Genomic DNA, 15,777 nt, shown 5'->3' with positions numbered 1-15,777 from the left:
CCGACGGCACAGGGACAGGGCTGTCGTCATTGATCACCCAAGACTCGATCACGAGCACGACGATCTCACGGACGGATCCAAGAGACAGGCCCTAGCTGAGGCCCTCGTCCGACCCCGGCCCGTCCTCCCCGGGCGACTCGACGGTGGTCTGCTGCACCGTCACCCCCGGTACGCGGCGCCGCAGCCAGTCGACCACGGCCTGCGGCGACAGCACCGCCGCGGCCTGGTGGACCCCGCGCAGCACCTGCCTGTTGGTCACCGCGGCCGCGGCGAACGCCCCGACCGCCCCCGTCAGACGCGCCCCGTCATCGCCCCGGATCACCACCGCCCGGGTGACCGGGACACCCGCCCGGTTCCAGCCGTCCAGACGCCCCCACAGCACGTGGTACGGGGTGCGGCCGGCCGCGTCGAGGGCGCTGGACCGCACCAGCACGTCCGCCCTGGCGGCGAGGGTCAGCCCGGCCGCCTGCTCACCGTGCGACCGGACCAGGGCGTCGAGCAGCGTGGGACCGTCGAAGGCGTTGTACCACCGCGCCTCTTTGAGCCCGAGCGTCCGGGCCCGGTCCACCAGCTCCTCCGTCAGGAACGGATGCGCGGTGAGCGGCCGGGGCACCCCCGGCACCAGGAAGTGCGGCTCGATCTCCAGCGCCGACGGCACCACCCGCCCCCGCCACGCCGCCGACGGGGTGCCGAAGCCGCGGTCGACGCTCAGCAGGGCGTCCACGGCCCCGGCGCGGGTCAGCGGCCCCACCCCCGCGTAGCAGCCCGTGAACGCCCCGCCCGGGCCCAGACCGTGCGCCAACAGCTCGGGCAACAGCCCGGAGAGCCCCGGGGACAGCCCGGCCGACAGCACCGCGGTGCGCTCCGGCACCGGCTCGGACGCACTGCCGTCGTCCATGACGTCCACGTAGTCGGCCCCCGCCGCGAAGGCCGCCCGGCGGGCCCGGTCGATCAGGAGGTAGGCGGGGCCCGAGCAGTTGAGCACCGTACGACAGCCCTCGCTGAAGCGGACCAGGCTGTCGGAGTCGTTCGCGTCCACCCACATGGCCTCGGCGCGCCCGGGCAGCGAGGCCGCGAAGGCGCGCGCCGCGTCCGCGTCGCGCCCGCCGATCCGGAGCCGGTACCGGCCCTCGGCGGCGAGACCCCGGGCCGCGCTCCGGCCGACGGCGCCGTACGCCCCGATGATGCCGATCACGGGCGCCTTGCGGGAGGTCATGCCGACGCCCCCGTGGCCGGCCGCGCCCGGTGGCGGAGCCGGCCGTCCTCGTCGCCTGACGCGACATCCGATGCGGTGAGTGGGGGACCGCACTCCGCAACACGCATACCGCCATGCCTCTCGTCATCACCGAACTGAGGGGGCCCGCACCGGAGCGGTGCCGACGACAGCTTCACACACCGGCACCGGCCGGGCTCCGGACACCGACGCCAATCAGCCACCGGAACGGCCTGTACCGGGCCCGCGGTCCGGACGGACGGCGCCGTTCAGCGGCCGGGACCCACGATCTGCGCGAGCAGCCCGTCGACGAACGCCTCCAGGCCCTGGCGGTAGTGGTCCTCCGTGGTCAGCTCCGGCTGCTCGCTCAGGGCGGCCAGCAGCGGCACCTTCGACGCGTCGAGGATGTCGGTCAGCCCGTCGGCGGAGGGCTCCTTGGTGCTCTTGCGGGCGGAGTGGGAGCGGACCAGGATCTCGCCGACCGTGTAGTACCAGACGCTGCGGAAGACGTAGAAGGCCTGCTCGGGGGAGCAGCCGTGGGCGACGGCCCCGGCGATGATCGTCTCCGCCAGCCACAGCGCCTTCTCGCCGAGCCGCACCAGGAACCCGTCCGCGGAGACGACCTCCGTGGCCCACGGCCACGCCGCGAGGGCGTCGTGGACCGCGGTCATGGCCACGATGATCCGGTCCCGCGGCACCTCGGGCAGGTCCGGGTGCGGGATCTGGTCCGCGTACTCGCGGATCAGGAGGAACAGCAGGTCTTCCTTGTCCCGCACGTGGTGGTACATGGTCGTCGCCCCGATGCCGATCTCTGCGGCCAGCCGGCGGATGGTCAGTCTCTCCCAGCCGTCCTGGTCGATCAGCCGGCGCGCCGCGTGCAGGATCTGGGCGCGGGAGGTCACGGGCGGACGGCCGACACGGCCATGCGGTGCGTTTGTTCGGGACACCGCCCCATCATGCCCCGGCCCCGCCGAAACCGGTCAACGGCGATCGTCCGGCCATCGTCGGGCGATCAGCTTCGGCCACGGCACCCTCACCCGGCGCCCCGCACCCGCGCGAGGCGCCACCCGGGCGGCGCCAGAGCCCCGACCTCCACCGTACCGGCCCGGCTCCCGCCCGCGGGGCCGTCAGCAGATTTTCGACGCACGGCAGTCGGAGACCGGAACCGCCGCCCGCATCGCCGTGCCCCGGGCCACCTCCGCCCCCCCCGCACCACTCCACCGCCCCCACGCGCGCGTGCGCCGGAGCAGGCGCCGGTCTCCGCGCCCGTACCGCTTCACGCGCGCGTGCGCCACGCCGGCCGCCCGCCCGGCACCGGCACGGCCCCGGCCTCCCGGCGCGTGCGCCCCGCGAGGGCCGCCGCCCGCCCCAATCCCGTCAGCCGCCCCCGCCGCCCCACCACCCCCGCACCGGAGGTCACACTCTCCCTCGTGACCACCAGCACCCCCTCAGCAGCCCACCGGCCCGCCCCCGGCACCGCCCCCCACCCCGGCACCGGCACCGGTCACGCCCCCTCCCACCACGGCGAACTGCTCCAGGGCGTCTTCGCCGACGCCCACGGCCGCCCCCACGCCGGCCTCGTCACCCTCCCCACGACCACCCCCGGCACCCGCGCCGACTTCACCCCCCACCCCGGCACCCCGCCCGACGCCGTCACCGTCGTCCCCGCCGACCGCGCCAAGGCCGCCCGCGCCGCCCGGCTCGCCGTCGCCGCCTGCGCCGCACGCACCGGCCGGCCCGCCCACGGCGGCACCCTCCGCCTCACCGGCGCCGTCCCGCTCGGCCTCGGCATGGGCAGCTCCACCAGCGACGTCCTCGCCACCGTGCGCGCCGTCGCCGACGCGTACGGGCTCCGCCTCGACCCCGGCACCACCGCCCGCCTCGCCGTCCGCGCCGAACGCGCCAGCGACCCCCTCATGCTCGACGCCCGGCCCGTCCTCTTCGCCCAGCGCGAGGGCCGCGTCCTCGACGTCCTCGGCCCCGCCCTGCCGCCGCTCCTCGTCGTCGGCTGCCTCCTCGGCGGCGGCGCCCCCGTCGACACCCTCGCCCTCCCCGCCCCCGCGGCCGGCGCCGCCGACCTCCGCGCCTACGCCCGCCTCCGCGACCTCCTCCGCCGCGCCCTCGCCGACGGCGACACCCCGCTCCTCGGCCGGGTCGCCACCGAGAGCGCGAGCCGCGCCCAACACGTCCTCCGGCACCCGGAGTTCGACGCGCTCGTCGCCCTCGCCCGGCACACCGGAGCCGTCGGCGTCCAGATCTCCCACAGCGGCTCCGTCGCCGGCGTCCTCCACGACCCGAACACCCCCGGCGCCGCGCACCGCGCCGAAGCGACCCGCCGCGCCCTCGACGCCCACCGCATCCCGCACACCCGCACCTTCACCGCCGGCGGCCGCCCCAACTCCCCCCACCCGCCCGGCACACGGACCACGGGACGACCCTGGACAGCAACAGGATGCTCCCTACACTGAACCGCATGCCCTCCGCCGCCACGACGCCCCGGACCACCACCGCCCCGCCCGGCACCGCGCCCACGGCCCCGCTCGCCGCGCGACTGGGAAACGTCGCCTCCTCGCCCGTACGCGAGATCCTGGCGCTCACGGCACGACCCGAGGTCATCTCGTTCGCCGGCGGCCTCCCCGCCCCCGAACTCTTCGACACCGAAGGCATCAGGGCCGCCTACCAGGCCGTCCTCACCGACCACCCGCACGCCGCCCTCCAGTACTCCACCACCGAGGGCGACCCCGCGCTCCGGACGGCCGTCGCCGCCCGCCTCGCCGCCCGCGGACTCCCCACCGACGCCGACGACCTCCTCGTCACCACCGGCTCCCAGCAGGCCCTCACCCTCCTCGCCACCGCACTCCTCGAACCCGGCGGCGTCGTCCTCGTCGAGGACCCCTGCTACCTCGCCGCCCTCCAGACCTTCGGCTTCGCCGGCGCCCGCGTCGTCCCCGTCCCCACCGACGACGACGGCATCGTCCCCGAGGCGCTCGACGAGATCGCCGCCCGCGAGAAGCCCACCCTCCTCTACGTCGTCCCCACCTTCCAGAACCCCACCGGCCGCACCCTCCCCGCCGCCCGCCGCGCCGCCGTCGCCGAGGCCGCCGCCCGGCACGGCTTCTGGATCGCCGAGGACGACCCGTACGGCGAACTCCGCTTCGAGGGCGAGCCCGTCCCGCACCTCGCCGGCCACCCCGCCGCGGCCGACCGCACCGCCCTCCTCGGCTCCTTCTCCAAGGTCATGGCCCCCGGACTGCGCCTCGGGTACCTGCGCGCCCCGGCCGCCCTCCGCCGCGCCTGCGTCATCGCCAAACAAGCCGCCGACCTGCACACCTCCACCGTCGACCAGGCCGCCGCCGCCCGGTACCTCCGCGACAGCGACCTCGACGCCCACGTCGCCGGCATGCGCGCCGCCTACCGCGCCCGCCGCGACGCCATGCTCGAAGGACTGCCCGCCGCCCTCCCCGAGGGCAGCCGCTGGAACCGGCCCGAGGGCGGCATGTTCGTCTGGGCCACCCTCCCCGAGGGCCACGACGCCACCGCCCTCCTCGCCACCGCCGTCGGCCACCACGTCGCCTACGTCCCCGGCGCCCCCTTCTTCTGCGGCAGCCCCGACCCGGCCGCCCTCCGCCTCTCCTTCACCACCCACGCCCCCGACGAGATCGCCGAGGGCCTGCGCCGCCTGGCCAAGACCTTCGCGTGACGTTCCACGACCCGCCCCCGCCCCGCCCGTCACCCGTTCGCCCGTGTCGTTGTTGGGCCGAACGGGTGAGGGGCGGGAGGATGGTGCCATGAGTAGGTACGAGAGGTACGACGTCACCGACGAGCAGTGGGAGGGTCTGGCCCAGGTCCTGCCGCTGCGCGGCCGTGACGAATGGCCGTCCAGGGTCGATCACCGCACCATCCCCGAGCAGTACGAATCCGTCGAGCAGCGCCGCATGGTCGTGCTGCGGGTCCAGGTCTTCGCCGACGCCCGCGAGGTCGCCGAGTACCTCATCGCCCAGATCCCGGTCCTGCTCGACCTCACCAGCGCCGACCCCGAAGTCGCCAAGCGCGTCCTCGACTTCAGCAGCGGTGTCGTCTTCGGCCTCGGCAGCGGCATGCACCGCGTCGACCGCAACGTCTTCCTGCTCGCCCCGCCCGGCACCGAGGTCGAGAACACCGGCGACGCCCCGACGGGCGACGAGGAGGACGAGCCGGTCGGCGCCCCCCGCGCGAGCGTCCCCCGATCGTAGGAAGGTCATCTCGCCGTAACGGTTCGTCAGCTCCGCCCCTGCGTACGGTCCGATCATGGACCTCACCGGCGGCCCCCCCCGCCCCCCCGGCGGCCCGCGTCGTGCTCCCCGGCATCCCGGCCGACGCCACCGGCGTCCGGCTCGTCGCCTTCGCCCCCGGCGAGTCCGACGCCGACCTGAAGATCCAGCTGGTCACCACGAACGGCACGATCGTCCCCGCCGCCGCCGAGTCCGTGCACGTCAAGGCCGGCATGACCGCCTCCGTCGAACTGCCCGACCTCACCCGCGGCTCCGCCGCCGCCCTGCTGCTCACCCCGACCGACCCCAAGAAGCAGATCCCGGTCGTCGCCGCGCTCCGGGTGGTCCGCGGCAAGGGCTCCGACCAGGAGATGGCGTTCGTCTCCGCCGCCGCCCCCGTCACCGGCCGCGCCACCGTCGCCGACAACCGCGCCAAGGGCACCGCCCTCGCGCTCACCGCCCCCGAGGCCGCCGCCCAGGTGAAGGTCACCGCCTCGGCCGGCACGGAGGGCGGCAGCCCCGCCTCCCGGACGGTCTCCCTCAAGGCGGGCACCACGACGGTCCTCACCGACCTCGCCCCCAAGGGCGTCAAGGGCTCCTACGCGGTCACCGTCGAACCGGTCGCCGGCGGCGGACCGGTGTACGCGGCGCGCACGCTCACCGTCACCGAGGACGGCATCCCGATGTTCACCGTCCAGACCCTCGTGGACGACCGCGGCACGGTCCAGGTCCCGGCCGCCCGCCAGGACCTCACGGTCCTCGACGACTGACGACGGACACCCCCCGGTGCGGGCTCAGTCCTGTCCGTACCGGGGATCGACCGACTCGGGGGAGAGGCCGAGCAGCTCGGCGACCTGCTCCACGACGACCTCGTGGACCAGCAGCGCCCGCTCGTCGCGGGTCTTGGACCGGATCTCGACCGGCCGGCGGTAGACGACCACCCGCGCCGGCTCCCGCTTCGCCGCCGGGACCGAACCGCCCAGCGGCACCGTCGTGTCGCCGGAGACCGGCGGCGGCACCTCCATGATCATGAACTCGACGTCCTGGAGCTGCGGCCACCGCCGCTCCAGCCGCTCCACCGAGTCCAGCACCAGATCGCGGAAGGTGTCCGCGCGGCTCACCGAGAGCGGGACCTGCGGCGGCGCGACCGGCCCCCGCATCCCACGGCCGTGCCGGTCACGGCGGCGGACCCGCGGCTCGGCCGGCGGTCCCCCGGAGCCCTGCGGGAGGTGCGGCGGGCCGGGCGGCACAGGAGTGTCCATCACTGACGCAGCGTAACTCTCCTGGGTCACTCCGCACCGTGGCGCGGACCCGCCGATCGGCGTGCCCCACCCCACCCCCGCCCCCACCGGCTGTCCAAACCTGAACATTCCGGCCGCCCCAGGGAACGATTCGGCACCCGCTCGCGATCGGCCATCCGGCCGCCCCTGACCGGATTCCTCCACCTCCCTGTCCGGATCGCCCCCCGTGCCACCCCCCGTGCGCCCCCTTCACCGCAGGTCAGAACGGGCACCACCCGAAAGGGGGTGGCGGACGTCACACCGCGACACGGTGGAGTGACCTGGGGGAGAGTCGTCGCGGCCCGCTCAAGAGTGCGGTACCGTCCAACGTCGTGAGCCCTGTACGTCGCTGTTCGCGCACCGCGTGCGGCCGCCCTGCCGTCGCGACACTGACGTACGTCTATGCCGACTCGACCGCGGTCCTCGGCCCGCTCGCCACCTACGCCGAGCCCCACTGCTACGACCTGTGCGCCGAGCACAGCGAGCGCCTCACCGCCCCGCGCGGCTGGGAGGTCGTGCGGCTCCACGACGCCACCACCCCCACCCGCCCCAGCGGCGACGACCTCGAAGCCCTGGCCAACGCGGTCCGGGAAGCGGCCCGCCCCCAGGAGCGCGCCGCCGAGGCCGGCAAGCCCGGCGGGCGCGGCGGCGACCCCATGGAGGTCGGGCGCCGCGGCCACCTCCGGGTGCTCCGTTCCCCCGACAACTGAGCCCCGGGCCCGCCGCCCGGCGTCCACAACCGGCCACCGCCCGAGTGCCCCACCCCCCGTCCCGGGTAGTTTGGGCGTTCCGCACACGCGCCGCACACGCGTGCCGAGAACTCAGGAGGGTGGATCCGTGACTGCCGATCTGTCGCAGATCGTGAAGGCGTACGACGTCCGCGGGGTGGTCCCGGACCAGTGGGACGAGGAGCTCGCCGAACTCTTCGGCGCCGCCTTCGTCCGCGTGACCGACGCCGACGCCATCGTCGTCGGCCACGACATGCGCCCCTCCTCGCCCGGCCTCTCCGCCGCCTTCGCGCGCGGCGCGGCCCGCCTCGGCGCCGACGTCACCCTCATCGGGCTCTGCTCCACCGACCAGCTGTACTTCGCCTCCGGCAGCCTCGGCCTGCCCGGCGCGATGTTCACCGCCTCGCACAATCCGGCCCAGTACAACGGCATCAAGATGTGCCGCGCCGGCGCCGCCCCCGTCGGCCAGGACACCGGCCTCGCCGACATCCGCGCCCTCGCCGAGCGCTGGCTGGAGGAGGGCGCCCCCGAGGCCGCCGCCACCCCCGGCACCGTCACCGAGCGGGACACCCTCGCCGACTACGCCGCCCACCTCAGGGCGCTCGTCGACCTCACCGCGATCCGCCCGCTCAAGGTCGTCGTCGACGCCGGCAACGGCATGGGCGGCCACACCGTCCCCACCGTCTTCGACGGCCTCCCGCTCGACACCGTCCCGATGTACTTCGAGCTCGACGGCACCTTCCCGAACCACGAGGCCAACCCGCTCGACCCGAAGAACATCGTCGACCTCCAGGCCCGCGTGGTCGCCGAGGGCGCCGACCTCGGCCTCGCCTTCGACGGCGACGCCGACCGCTGCTTCGTCGTCGACGAGCGCGGCGAGCCGGTCTCCCCGTCCGCGATCACCGCCCTCGTCGCGGCCCGCGAACTCGCCAAGACCCCCGGCGGAACGATCATCCACAACCTGATCACCTCCTGGTCCGTCCCCGAGGTCGTCCGCGAGCACGGCGGCACCCCCGTCCGCACCCGCGTCGGCCACTCCTTCATCAAGGAGGAGATGGCGACGTCCGGCGCGATCTTCGGCGGCGAGCACTCGGCGCACTACTACTTCAAGGACTTCTGGAACGCCGACACCGGCATGCTCGCCGCCCTCCACGTCCTGGCGGCGCTGGGCGGCCAGCAGGGCACCCTGTCCGACCTGGTCGCGGCCTACGACCGCTACACCGGCTCCGGCGAGATCAACTCCACCGTCGCCGACCAGGCCGCCAAGACGGCCGAGATCAGGGCCGTGTACGCCGACGGGGACGGCATCACCCTCGACGAGCTCGACGGCCTGACCGTCTCCTCCGCCGACTGGTGGTTCAACCTCCGCCCGTCCAACACCGAGCCGCTGCTCCGCCTCAACGTCGAGGCCCGCGACGAGGCCACCATGGCCAAGATCCGCGACGAGGTCCTCGCCCTCGTCCGCGCCTGACACCCCGCCGGGCGCGGGGAGCCGCCGCTCGCCGAGCCGCGACTCCCCGCCCCCGGCGGTAGGCTGACCAGCACCATTCACTTGGTACGAAGGGACACCTCATGCCGCTCGAAGCCGGCCTCCTGGAGATCCTGGCCTGCCCGGCCTGCCACGCTCCGCTCGACGACCGCACGGCGGACGAGACCCCGGAACTGGTCTGCACCTCCCCCGACTGCGCCCTGGCCTACCCGGTCCGCGACGCCATCCCGGTCCTCCTGGTAGACGAAGCCCGCCGCCCGGCGTAACCGCTCGTCGAGGGCACGCGCCCGCCCCGGCTTCGCCGTCCCCGTTGTGGGCATGCGTTCCGCCTGGGGCGGCACGGGTGGGCACAACGCCCCCAGGGCGGTGCCCGTTCCCCGTGACGCCCACCCCGCGCGCCCGCACGGCCCCGCGCCCGCATCGGACCCGCGCCCGCACCGCGCCCGCACGAGCCCGCGCCCGCACCACGGCACCCGCACCACGACGCCCCGCGCCCCGCCCCCGCGCCCCGCACCGCCCCGCACCCGCATCACGGCGCCCGCCCAGGAGGCCCCATGCTGGACGAGACCCTGCTAGACGCACCGGACGCCCTCGCCCTGGCCGACCGCCGCGGCCTCCTCCGCGGCGCCGCCGAGGCCGGCGCCCGGGTCAGGACCGCCGCCCGCCACGCAGCCGAGGCCGGCATCGCCGACCTCCACCCCGAGGGCCGCCCCCGCGCCGTCCTCGTCGCGGGCCCCGGCACCGCCGCCGCCGGCGTCGCCGACCTGATCGGCGCCCTCGCCGGCGCCTCCGCCCCCGTCGTACGGCTCGCGCCCACCGGCGTCGCCCCCGCCGCCGGCGCCCTCCGCTGGGCGCTGCCCGGCTGGGCCGGCTCCGTGGACCTGCTCCTGCTGCCCACCACCGACGGCTCCGAACCCGGCCTCGCGCTCCTCGCCGAGCAGGCGTACCGCCGCGGCATCACCGTCGTCGCCGTCGCCCCCGAGGGCTCCCCGCTCTCCGAGGCGGTCAGCGGCTCCCGCGGCCTGTTCGTCCCGCTGGCGATGGCCCCGCACGAGGAGCCCGACGAGTACGGCGAGAACCTCGCCGCCAGCCCCGGCGCCCTGTGGGCCCTCTTCACCCCGCTGCTCGCCCTCCTCGACCGCGTCGGCCTCCTGGAGGCCCCGCCCGAGGCGCTGGAGCGCGTCGCCGACCGGCTCGACCGCACCGCCGAACGCTGCGGCCCCGCCATCGCCACGTACTCCAACCCGGCCAAGACCCTCGCCGCCGAACTCACCGAGTCGCTGCCCCTCATCTGGACCGAGGGCGACGCCGCCGGCCCGGCCGGACGCCGCTTCGCCGCCGTCCTCGCCGAACTCGCCGGCCTCCCCGCCCTCGCCGCCGAACTCCCCGAGGCGCTCCCCGCCCACGGCGTCCTCCTGGCCGGCGCCTACGCCGCCGCGGCCGACCCCGACGACTTCTTCCGCGACCGCGTCGAGGAACCGCAGGCCCTGCGCGCCCGCGTCGTCCTGCTCCGCGACCGCCCGGGCGGCGGCCTCAGCGCCGCCCCCGCCGCCCGCGAACTCGCCCTCGGCCACGAGACCGCGATCAGCGAACTCGAACCCGAGGAGGGCGACGCCCTGGAGACCCTCGCGGAACTCCTCGCCGTCACCGACTTCGCCGCCGTCTACCTCGCCCTGGCGACCTCGGGCCACACGACCTGACACCCCGGGCACGACACCGGCGTACGGCCCGCGGCCACCCACCCGTCACCCGTGTGTCACCCACCCCCTGTCATCTGTCGTCTGACACCGTCACCGCCCCGAGGAACTGGAAGCCGCCATGGAACGCCTCGTCAACACCGTCCGTCCCTACGCCTGGGGATCCACGACGGCCATCCCGGAGCTGCTCGGCACCGCCCCCACGGGCGAGCCGCAGGCCGAGATGTGGATGGGCGCCCACCCCGGGGCCCCCTCGCTCACCGCCCGCGGGCCGCTGAACGAGCTCATCGAGGCCGACCCGGTACGCGAACTGGGCCCGGCCGCGGCCGAGAAGTTCGGCCCCCGCCTGCCCTTCCTCCTCAAGGTGCTCGCCGCCGGCGCCCCGCTCTCCCTCCAGGTCCACCCCGACCTGGAGCAGGCCCGCGCGGGATTCGCCGCCGAGGAGGCCGCCGGCATCCCGCTGGACGCGCCCCACCGCACGTACAAGGACGCCAACCACAAGCCCGAGATGATCTGCGCCCTCACCCCCTTCGAGGGGTTCTGCGGCTTCCGGCCCCCCGCCGAGGCCGCCGACACCCTCGCGGGCCTCGGCGTCGACTCCCTCAAGCCGTACGCGGACCTCCTCCTCGCCCACCCGGAGGAGGCCGCCCTCCGCGAGGTCCTCACGGCGCTGCTCACCGCCGACCCGGACGAGATGGCGCACACCGTCACCGAGGCCGCCGCGGCCGCCGACCGGCTCGGCGGCGCCCACGCCCCGTACGCCGTCCTCGCCCACCACTTCCCGGGCGACCCCGGCGTCATCGCCGCGATGCTCCTCCACCACGTCCGCCTCCAGCCGGGCGAGGCCCTCTACCTGGGCGCCGGCGTCCCGCACGCGTACGTCTCCGGCCTCGGCGTCGAGATCATGGCCAACAGCGACAACGTCCTGCGCTGCGGCCTCACCCCCAAGCACGTCGACGTCCCCGAGCTCCTCCGGATCGTCCGCTTCGAGCCCGGCGACCCCGGCGTCCTGCGCCCCGAGGCGTCCGCGTCCGGGGAGGAGGTCTACGAGACCCCCATCGACGAGTTCCGGCTCTCCCGGTTCGTCCGCCCCGAGGGCGCCGTCGCCACCGACCTCACCGCCGGCACCCCGCAGATCCTGCTCGCCACCGCCGGACACCCGAAAGCCGGTGAAATCATCCTTTCCCCGGGTGAATCGGTCTTCGTTCCGGCCGGCGAGCCCGTCGAACTCTCCGGAGCGGGCACCGTGTTCCGCGCCACCGTCGTGGCCTGATGCAACAATGACCGGCCGTACCACGGCCACGGTCAGCGAACCCGTCACCGGGCCGGAGCATCGACGAAGGGAACAGACAGACCCATGAGCGCGTCAGGCGGAACCAAGGCGATCGTGGCGGCCCTCGCCGCCAACCTCGCGATCGCCGCAGCCAAGTTCGTGGCGTTCCTCTTCAGTGGCTCTTCCTCGATGCTCGCCGAGAGCGTCCACTCCCTCGCCGACTCCGGCAACCAGGGCCTGCTCCTGCTCGGCGGCAAGAAGGCCCAGCGCGAGGCCACCCCCCAGCACCCCTTCGGCTACGGCCGCGAGCGGTACATCTACGCCTTCCTCGTCTCCATCGTCCTCTTCTCCGTCGGCGGCATGTTCGCCATCTACGAGGGCTACGAGAAGATCAAGCACCCGCACCCGATCGAGGCCTGGTACTGGCCGGTCGGCGTCCTGGTCTTCGCGATCATCGCCGAGTCCTTCTCCTTCCGCACCGCCATCAAGGAGTCCAACCAGATCCGCGGCGGCCTCTCCTGGAAGGAGTTCGTCCGCCGCGCCAAGGCCCCCGAGCTCCCCGTCGTCCTCCTGGAGGACCTCGGCGCCCTCGTCGGCCTCGTCCTCGCCCTCGGCGGCGTCGGCCTCGCCCTCGCCACCGGCGACGGCGTCTGGGACGGCATCGGCACCCTCTGCATCGGCGTCCTCCTCATCGCCATCGCGATCGTCCTCGCCCTGGAGACCAAGTCGCTGCTGCTCGGCGAGGCCGCCGGCCTCGACGAGGTGAAGAAGATCGAGGACGCCATCGTCGACGGCGAGACCGTCACCCGCCTCATCCACATGCGCACCCTCCACCTCGGCCCCGAGGAGCTGCTCGTCGCCGCCAAGGTCGCCGTCGCGCACGACGACACGGCCGCCGACGTGGCCCGCGCCATCGACGCCGCCGAGGAGCGGATCCGCGCCGCCGTCCCGATCGCCCGGGTGATCTACCTGGAGCCGGACGTCTACAGCGAGTCCGCCGCCGCGGCCGGCCCCGACCCGGCCGCCACCCCCGGCGGCAGCGGCCACTGAGCCCCCGCACCACCCGCCGAACATCCTGACGAGGCCCCCGGAGCGCACCGCGCCGCCCCGGGGGCTTCTCCCTGCGGGCCTGCGCCCGGTGGGCCGATCGGTGTAGATTCGTGACCGCCAGACGTCGCTGCTGATGGCGGTCGGGCGGCCCCCTCCGGGGGACCGGCCGAGGGAGAGAGGGCCTCCGACGACTGCACCGCGAACCACCCGGGCATTCGTGTGCCCGCAGGTGCCTCGGCCGCGGTGTCAGGCGCCACCACCGACCCTCGCAACTCGACCCCACGAGGAGCAGCACCCGTCATGACGACTGCCGCACAGCAGGACTTCAAGGTCGCCGACCTGTCCCTGGCCGCCTTCGGCCGCAAGGAGATCACCCTCGCCGAGCACGAGATGCCCGGCCTGATGTCGATCCGCCGCGAGTACGCCGAGCAGCAGCCCCTCGCCGGCGCCCGGATCACCGGCTCCCTCCACATGACGGTGCAGACCGCCGTCCTCATCGAGACGCTGGTCGCCCTCGGCGCCGACGTCCGCTGGGCCTCCTGCAACATCTTCTCCACCCAGGACCACGCCGCCGCGGCCATCGCCGTCGGCCCGAACGGCACCCCGGAGAACCCGCAGGGCGTCCCGGTCTTCGCCTGGAAGGGCGAGACCCTGGAGGAGTACTGGTGGTGCACGGAGCAGGCGCTGACCTGGCCGAACACCCCCACCGGCGGCCCGAACATGATCCTCGACGACGGTGGTGACGCCACCCTCCTCGTCCACAAGGGCGTCGAGTTCGAGAAGGCCGGCTCCGCCCCGGACCCGGCCACCGCGGACAGCGAGGAGTACGGCTACATCCTCCGCCTCCTCAACCGCACCCTCGCCGAGTCCCCGCAGAAGTGGACGCAGCTGGCGTCCGAGATCCGCGGCGTCACCGAGGAGACCACCACCGGCGTCCACCGTCTCTACGAGATGATGCAGGCCGGCACCCTCCTCTTCCCGGCGATCAACGTGAACGACGCCGTGACGAAGTCGAAGTTCGACAACAAGTACGGCTGCCGGCACTCGCTGATCGACGGCATCAACCGCGCCACGGACGTCCTCATCGGCGGCAAGACTGCCGTGGTCTGCGGTTACGGCGACGTCGGCAAGGGCTGCGCCGAGTCGCTGCGCGGCCAGGGCGCCCGGGTGATCGTCACCGAGATCGACCCGATCTGCGCGCTCCAGGCGGCGATGGACGGCTACCAGGTGACGACCCTGGAGGACGTCGTCGAGACGGCCGACATCTTCATCACCACGACGGGCAACAAGGACATCATCATGGCGTCCGACATCGCCCGGATGAAGCACCAGGCGATCGTCGGCAACATCGGCCACTTCGACAACGAGATCGACATGGCCGGCCTGGCGAGGATCCCGGGCATCGTGAAGGACGAGGTCAAGCCGCAGGTCCACACCTGGACGTTCGAGGACGGCAAGGTCGTCATCGTGCTGTCCGAGGGCCGCCTGCTGAACCTGGGCAACGCCACCGGTCACCCGTCGTTCGTGATGTCGAACTCCTTCGCGGACCAGACGCTGGCCCAGATCGAGCTGTTCACGAAGCCGGAGCAGTACCCGACCGACGTGTACACGCTGCCCAAGCACCTGGACGAGAAGGTCGCCCGCCTCCACCTGGACGCCCTCGGCGTCAAGCTGACGACCCTCCGCCCGGAGCAGGCCGCGTACATCGGCGTCAAGGTCGAGGGCCCGTACAAGCCGGACCACTACCGCTACTGATCCGTCCCCCGGCACCCGCCCGGGCGACGCGACGACCCAGCAGGCCCCCGGCACCCCGTGCCGGGGGCCTGCCCCGTTCCCCACACCCGAGGACCACGCGATGCCCCGCGGCCGCTACTCGCTCCACGACCCCCACGACCACACCCCCCTCGGCGAGGAGCACTTCCACTGCGCCCCCGGCCCCTCCGGCTGGCGCTACGTCTCCCGCATCACCACCCCCGCCGGCGACGACCGGGGCTCGGTCGACCTCGCCGTCGACGAACTCGGCCGCCCCATCCGCCTGGAACTCCACGCGTCGAGCTGGCAGGTCCGCGGCGCCGCCCTCGACGGCGTCACCTGGGTCCGCACCGACCCCACCGGCACCCACGCCACCGAGGGCAACGTCCGCGCCCACGCCTTCACGGGTACGTCCCCGGCGTTCCTGATCGCCCTCACCCGCCTGCTCCGCCTCACCCCCGGCGCCCCCGAGACCCGCGTCCGCCTGGTCGCCTTCACCGACCCGGTCCTCGCCCCGCTCACCGTCGACCAGTCCTGGTCCCTGCTGAGGAGCGAGACGCACCCCTCCGACGAAGGCGGGCTGATCGTGGACGAGTACCAGGTCAGCACCCTGGACACCGGAGAGCGCCACACCGTCCACATCGCCGGCGACGTCGTCCTCGCCGCCCCCGGCATCGAGCTGGAGGACCTCGACACCCCACCCTCGGTCTTCCCCGCCTGAGCACCCCACCGCGCCGATGTGCGTCGGCCCCCACGGAGCTGGTACTGTCCTCCGGTGCCCGAAAAAACCGTTGACACGGTGGACGCGGGGAGGTAGATTCAGATGGTTGCCTAGAGCTGGACAGCTCGGCAGCAATCAACTAGAGTCTGACTCACTCCCGATTCTTTGTCGCGAATCACGAAAAGCCACCGATTAGGTAGCCGGAAATGATTCTGATAAAGTCGGAAAGCGCCGGAAGGCCCCGAGAAAAACAATTCGGGACCGGAAAGCACCGAGGAAATCGGATCGGAAAGATCTGATAGAGTCGGAAACGAAGGAAGCGCC

14 protein-coding genes and 1 pseudogene are annotated in these 15,777 nt (G+C 74.1%); 12 read left to right on the top strand and 3 right to left on the bottom strand.

Translation table 11 applies throughout. The annotated features are described in order from the left end of the window. Nucleotides 1–91 precede the first annotated feature (91 nt). The gene (locus tag ACFW1I_RS34760; RefSeq protein ID WP_384677495.1) at nt 92–1,216 is read right to left on the bottom strand and encodes a saccharopine dehydrogenase NADP-binding domain-containing protein; all 1,125 of its coding nucleotides are present in this window, start codon (nt 1,214–1,216) and stop codon (nt 92–94) included. 266 nt (nt 1,217–1,482) lie between these two features. Next, nucleotides 1,483–2,115, bottom strand: coding sequence for a TetR/AcrR family transcriptional regulator (locus tag ACFW1I_RS34755; RefSeq protein WP_384677493.1), 633 nt, complete (start codon nt 2,113–2,115; stop codon nt 1,483–1,485). 528 nt (nt 2,116–2,643) lie between these two features. On the opposite strand from ACFW1I_RS34755, the gene ACFW1I_RS34750 reads away from it, so the two are divergent. The 4 genes and pseudogenes from ACFW1I_RS34750 to ACFW1I_RS34735 form a co-directional block, all read left to right on the top strand. Next, nucleotides 2,644–3,681, top strand: a complete 1,038-nt coding sequence (locus tag ACFW1I_RS34750; RefSeq protein ID WP_384677491.1) for a GHMP kinase — start codon at nt 2,644–2,646, stop codon at nt 3,679–3,681. 5 nt (nt 3,682–3,686) lie between these two features. Beyond that, nucleotides 3,687–4,913 carry a PLP-dependent aminotransferase family protein gene (locus ACFW1I_RS34745; protein ID WP_384677489.1) on the top strand — a complete coding sequence of 409 codons (1,227 nt, stop codon included), beginning with the start codon at nt 3,687–3,689 and terminating at the stop codon, nt 4,911–4,913. Nucleotides 4,914–5,001: 88 nt separating this feature from the next. Beyond that, entirely contained in the window at nt 5,002–5,445 is a 444-nt protein-coding gene (locus ACFW1I_RS34740; protein ID WP_384677487.1) for a cell division protein SepF, read from the top strand. Nucleotides 5,446–5,516: 71 nt separating this feature from the next. After that, nucleotides 5,517–6,233, top strand: a pseudogene (locus ACFW1I_RS34735) (DUF5719 family protein); the annotation flags it as partial. A 24-nt stretch (nt 6,234–6,257) separates the two neighbouring features. Here ACFW1I_RS34735 and ACFW1I_RS34730 read toward each other — a convergent pair. Beyond that, nucleotides 6,258–6,725, bottom strand: coding sequence for a metallopeptidase family protein (locus tag ACFW1I_RS34730; RefSeq protein WP_384677485.1), 468 nt, complete (start codon nt 6,723–6,725; stop codon nt 6,258–6,260). A 299-nt stretch (nt 6,726–7,024) separates the two neighbouring features. Here ACFW1I_RS34730 and ACFW1I_RS34725 point away from each other — a divergent pair, with 299 nt between their 5' ends. From ACFW1I_RS34725 to ACFW1I_RS34690, 8 genes are all read left to right on the top strand, one after another. Then, a complete protein-coding gene (locus ACFW1I_RS34725; protein WP_384677497.1) occupies nt 7,025–7,453 on the top strand; it encodes a DUF3499 domain-containing protein in 429 nt (142 codons plus the stop codon). Between the two features lie 127 nt (nt 7,454–7,580). Next, nucleotides 7,581–8,942, top strand: a complete 1,362-nt coding sequence (locus tag ACFW1I_RS34720; RefSeq protein ID WP_384677483.1) for a phosphomannomutase/phosphoglucomutase — start codon at nt 7,581–7,583, stop codon at nt 8,940–8,942. 101 nt (nt 8,943–9,043) lie between these two features. Continuing rightward, nucleotides 9,044–9,226, top strand: coding sequence for a Trm112 family protein (locus tag ACFW1I_RS34715; protein WP_384677481.1), 183 nt, complete (start codon nt 9,044–9,046; stop codon nt 9,224–9,226). Nucleotides 9,227–9,514: 288 nt separating this feature from the next. After that, nucleotides 9,515–10,660 (top strand): SIS domain-containing protein, encoded by a 1,146-nt coding sequence (locus ACFW1I_RS34710; protein ID WP_384677479.1) that lies wholly within the window; start codon nt 9,515–9,517, stop codon nt 10,658–10,660. Nucleotides 10,661–10,778: 118 nt separating this feature from the next. Beyond that, nucleotides 10,779–11,930 (top strand): mannose-6-phosphate isomerase, class I, encoded by a 1,152-nt coding sequence (gene manA, locus ACFW1I_RS34705; RefSeq protein WP_384677477.1) that lies wholly within the window; start codon nt 10,779–10,781, stop codon nt 11,928–11,930. Nucleotides 11,931–12,014: 84 nt separating this feature from the next. Next, nucleotides 12,015–12,980: a cation diffusion facilitator family transporter gene (locus ACFW1I_RS34700; protein WP_384677475.1), complete on the top strand. Its 966-nt coding sequence runs from the start codon at nt 12,015–12,017 to the stop codon at nt 12,978–12,980. A 300-nt stretch (nt 12,981–13,280) separates the two neighbouring features. Then, on the top strand, nt 13,281–14,735 hold the full coding sequence (gene ahcY, locus ACFW1I_RS34695) for an adenosylhomocysteinase (RefSeq protein ID WP_384677474.1): 1,455 nt from the start codon (nt 13,281–13,283) through the stop codon (nt 14,733–14,735). A 100-nt stretch (nt 14,736–14,835) separates the two neighbouring features. Further along, a complete protein-coding gene (locus ACFW1I_RS34690; protein ID WP_384677472.1) occupies nt 14,836–15,453 on the top strand; it encodes a hypothetical protein in 618 nt (205 codons plus the stop codon). Nucleotides 15,454–15,777 lie beyond the last annotated feature (324 nt).

The sequence above is a fragment of the Streptomyces sp. NPDC058955 genome (genome assembly GCF_042741435.1).
Classification (GTDB): Bacteria; Actinomycetota; Actinomycetes; order Streptomycetales; family Streptomycetaceae; genus Streptomyces.
Note: the sequence above shows the minus strand (reverse complement) of the source record. Positions and strands in the feature narration are given on the sequence as shown.

What these genes read in the sequence shown, in the direction of transcription:
- ACFW1I_RS34760 (WP_384677495.1), bottom strand. Translation starts at nt 1,216, where the DNA reads ATGACCTCCCGCAAGGCGCCCGTGATCGGCATCATCGGGGCGTACGGC.
- ACFW1I_RS34715 (WP_384677481.1), top strand. Translation starts at nt 9,044, where the DNA reads ATGCCGCTCGAAGCCGGCCTCCTGGAGATCCTGGCCTGCCCGGCCTGC.
- ahcY (WP_384677474.1), top strand. Translation starts at nt 13,281, where the DNA reads ATGACGACTGCCGCACAGCAGGACTTCAAGGTCGCCGACCTGTCCCTG.
- ACFW1I_RS34740 (WP_384677487.1), top strand. Translation starts at nt 5,002, where the DNA reads ATGAGTAGGTACGAGAGGTACGACGTCACCGACGAGCAGTGGGAGGGT.
- ACFW1I_RS34745 (WP_384677489.1), top strand. Translation starts at nt 3,687, where the DNA reads ATGCCCTCCGCCGCCACGACGCCCCGGACCACCACCGCCCCGCCCGGC.
- manA (WP_384677477.1), top strand. Translation starts at nt 10,779, where the DNA reads ATGGAACGCCTCGTCAACACCGTCCGTCCCTACGCCTGGGGATCCACG.
- ACFW1I_RS34710 (WP_384677479.1), top strand. Translation starts at nt 9,515, where the DNA reads ATGCTGGACGAGACCCTGCTAGACGCACCGGACGCCCTCGCCCTGGCC.
- ACFW1I_RS34700 (WP_384677475.1), top strand. Translation starts at nt 12,015, where the DNA reads ATGAGCGCGTCAGGCGGAACCAAGGCGATCGTGGCGGCCCTCGCCGCC.
- ACFW1I_RS34730 (WP_384677485.1), bottom strand. Translation starts at nt 6,725, where the DNA reads ATGGACACTCCTGTGCCGCCCGGCCCGCCGCACCTCCCGCAGGGCTCC.
- ACFW1I_RS34690 (WP_384677472.1), top strand. Translation starts at nt 14,836, where the DNA reads ATGCCCCGCGGCCGCTACTCGCTCCACGACCCCCACGACCACACCCCC.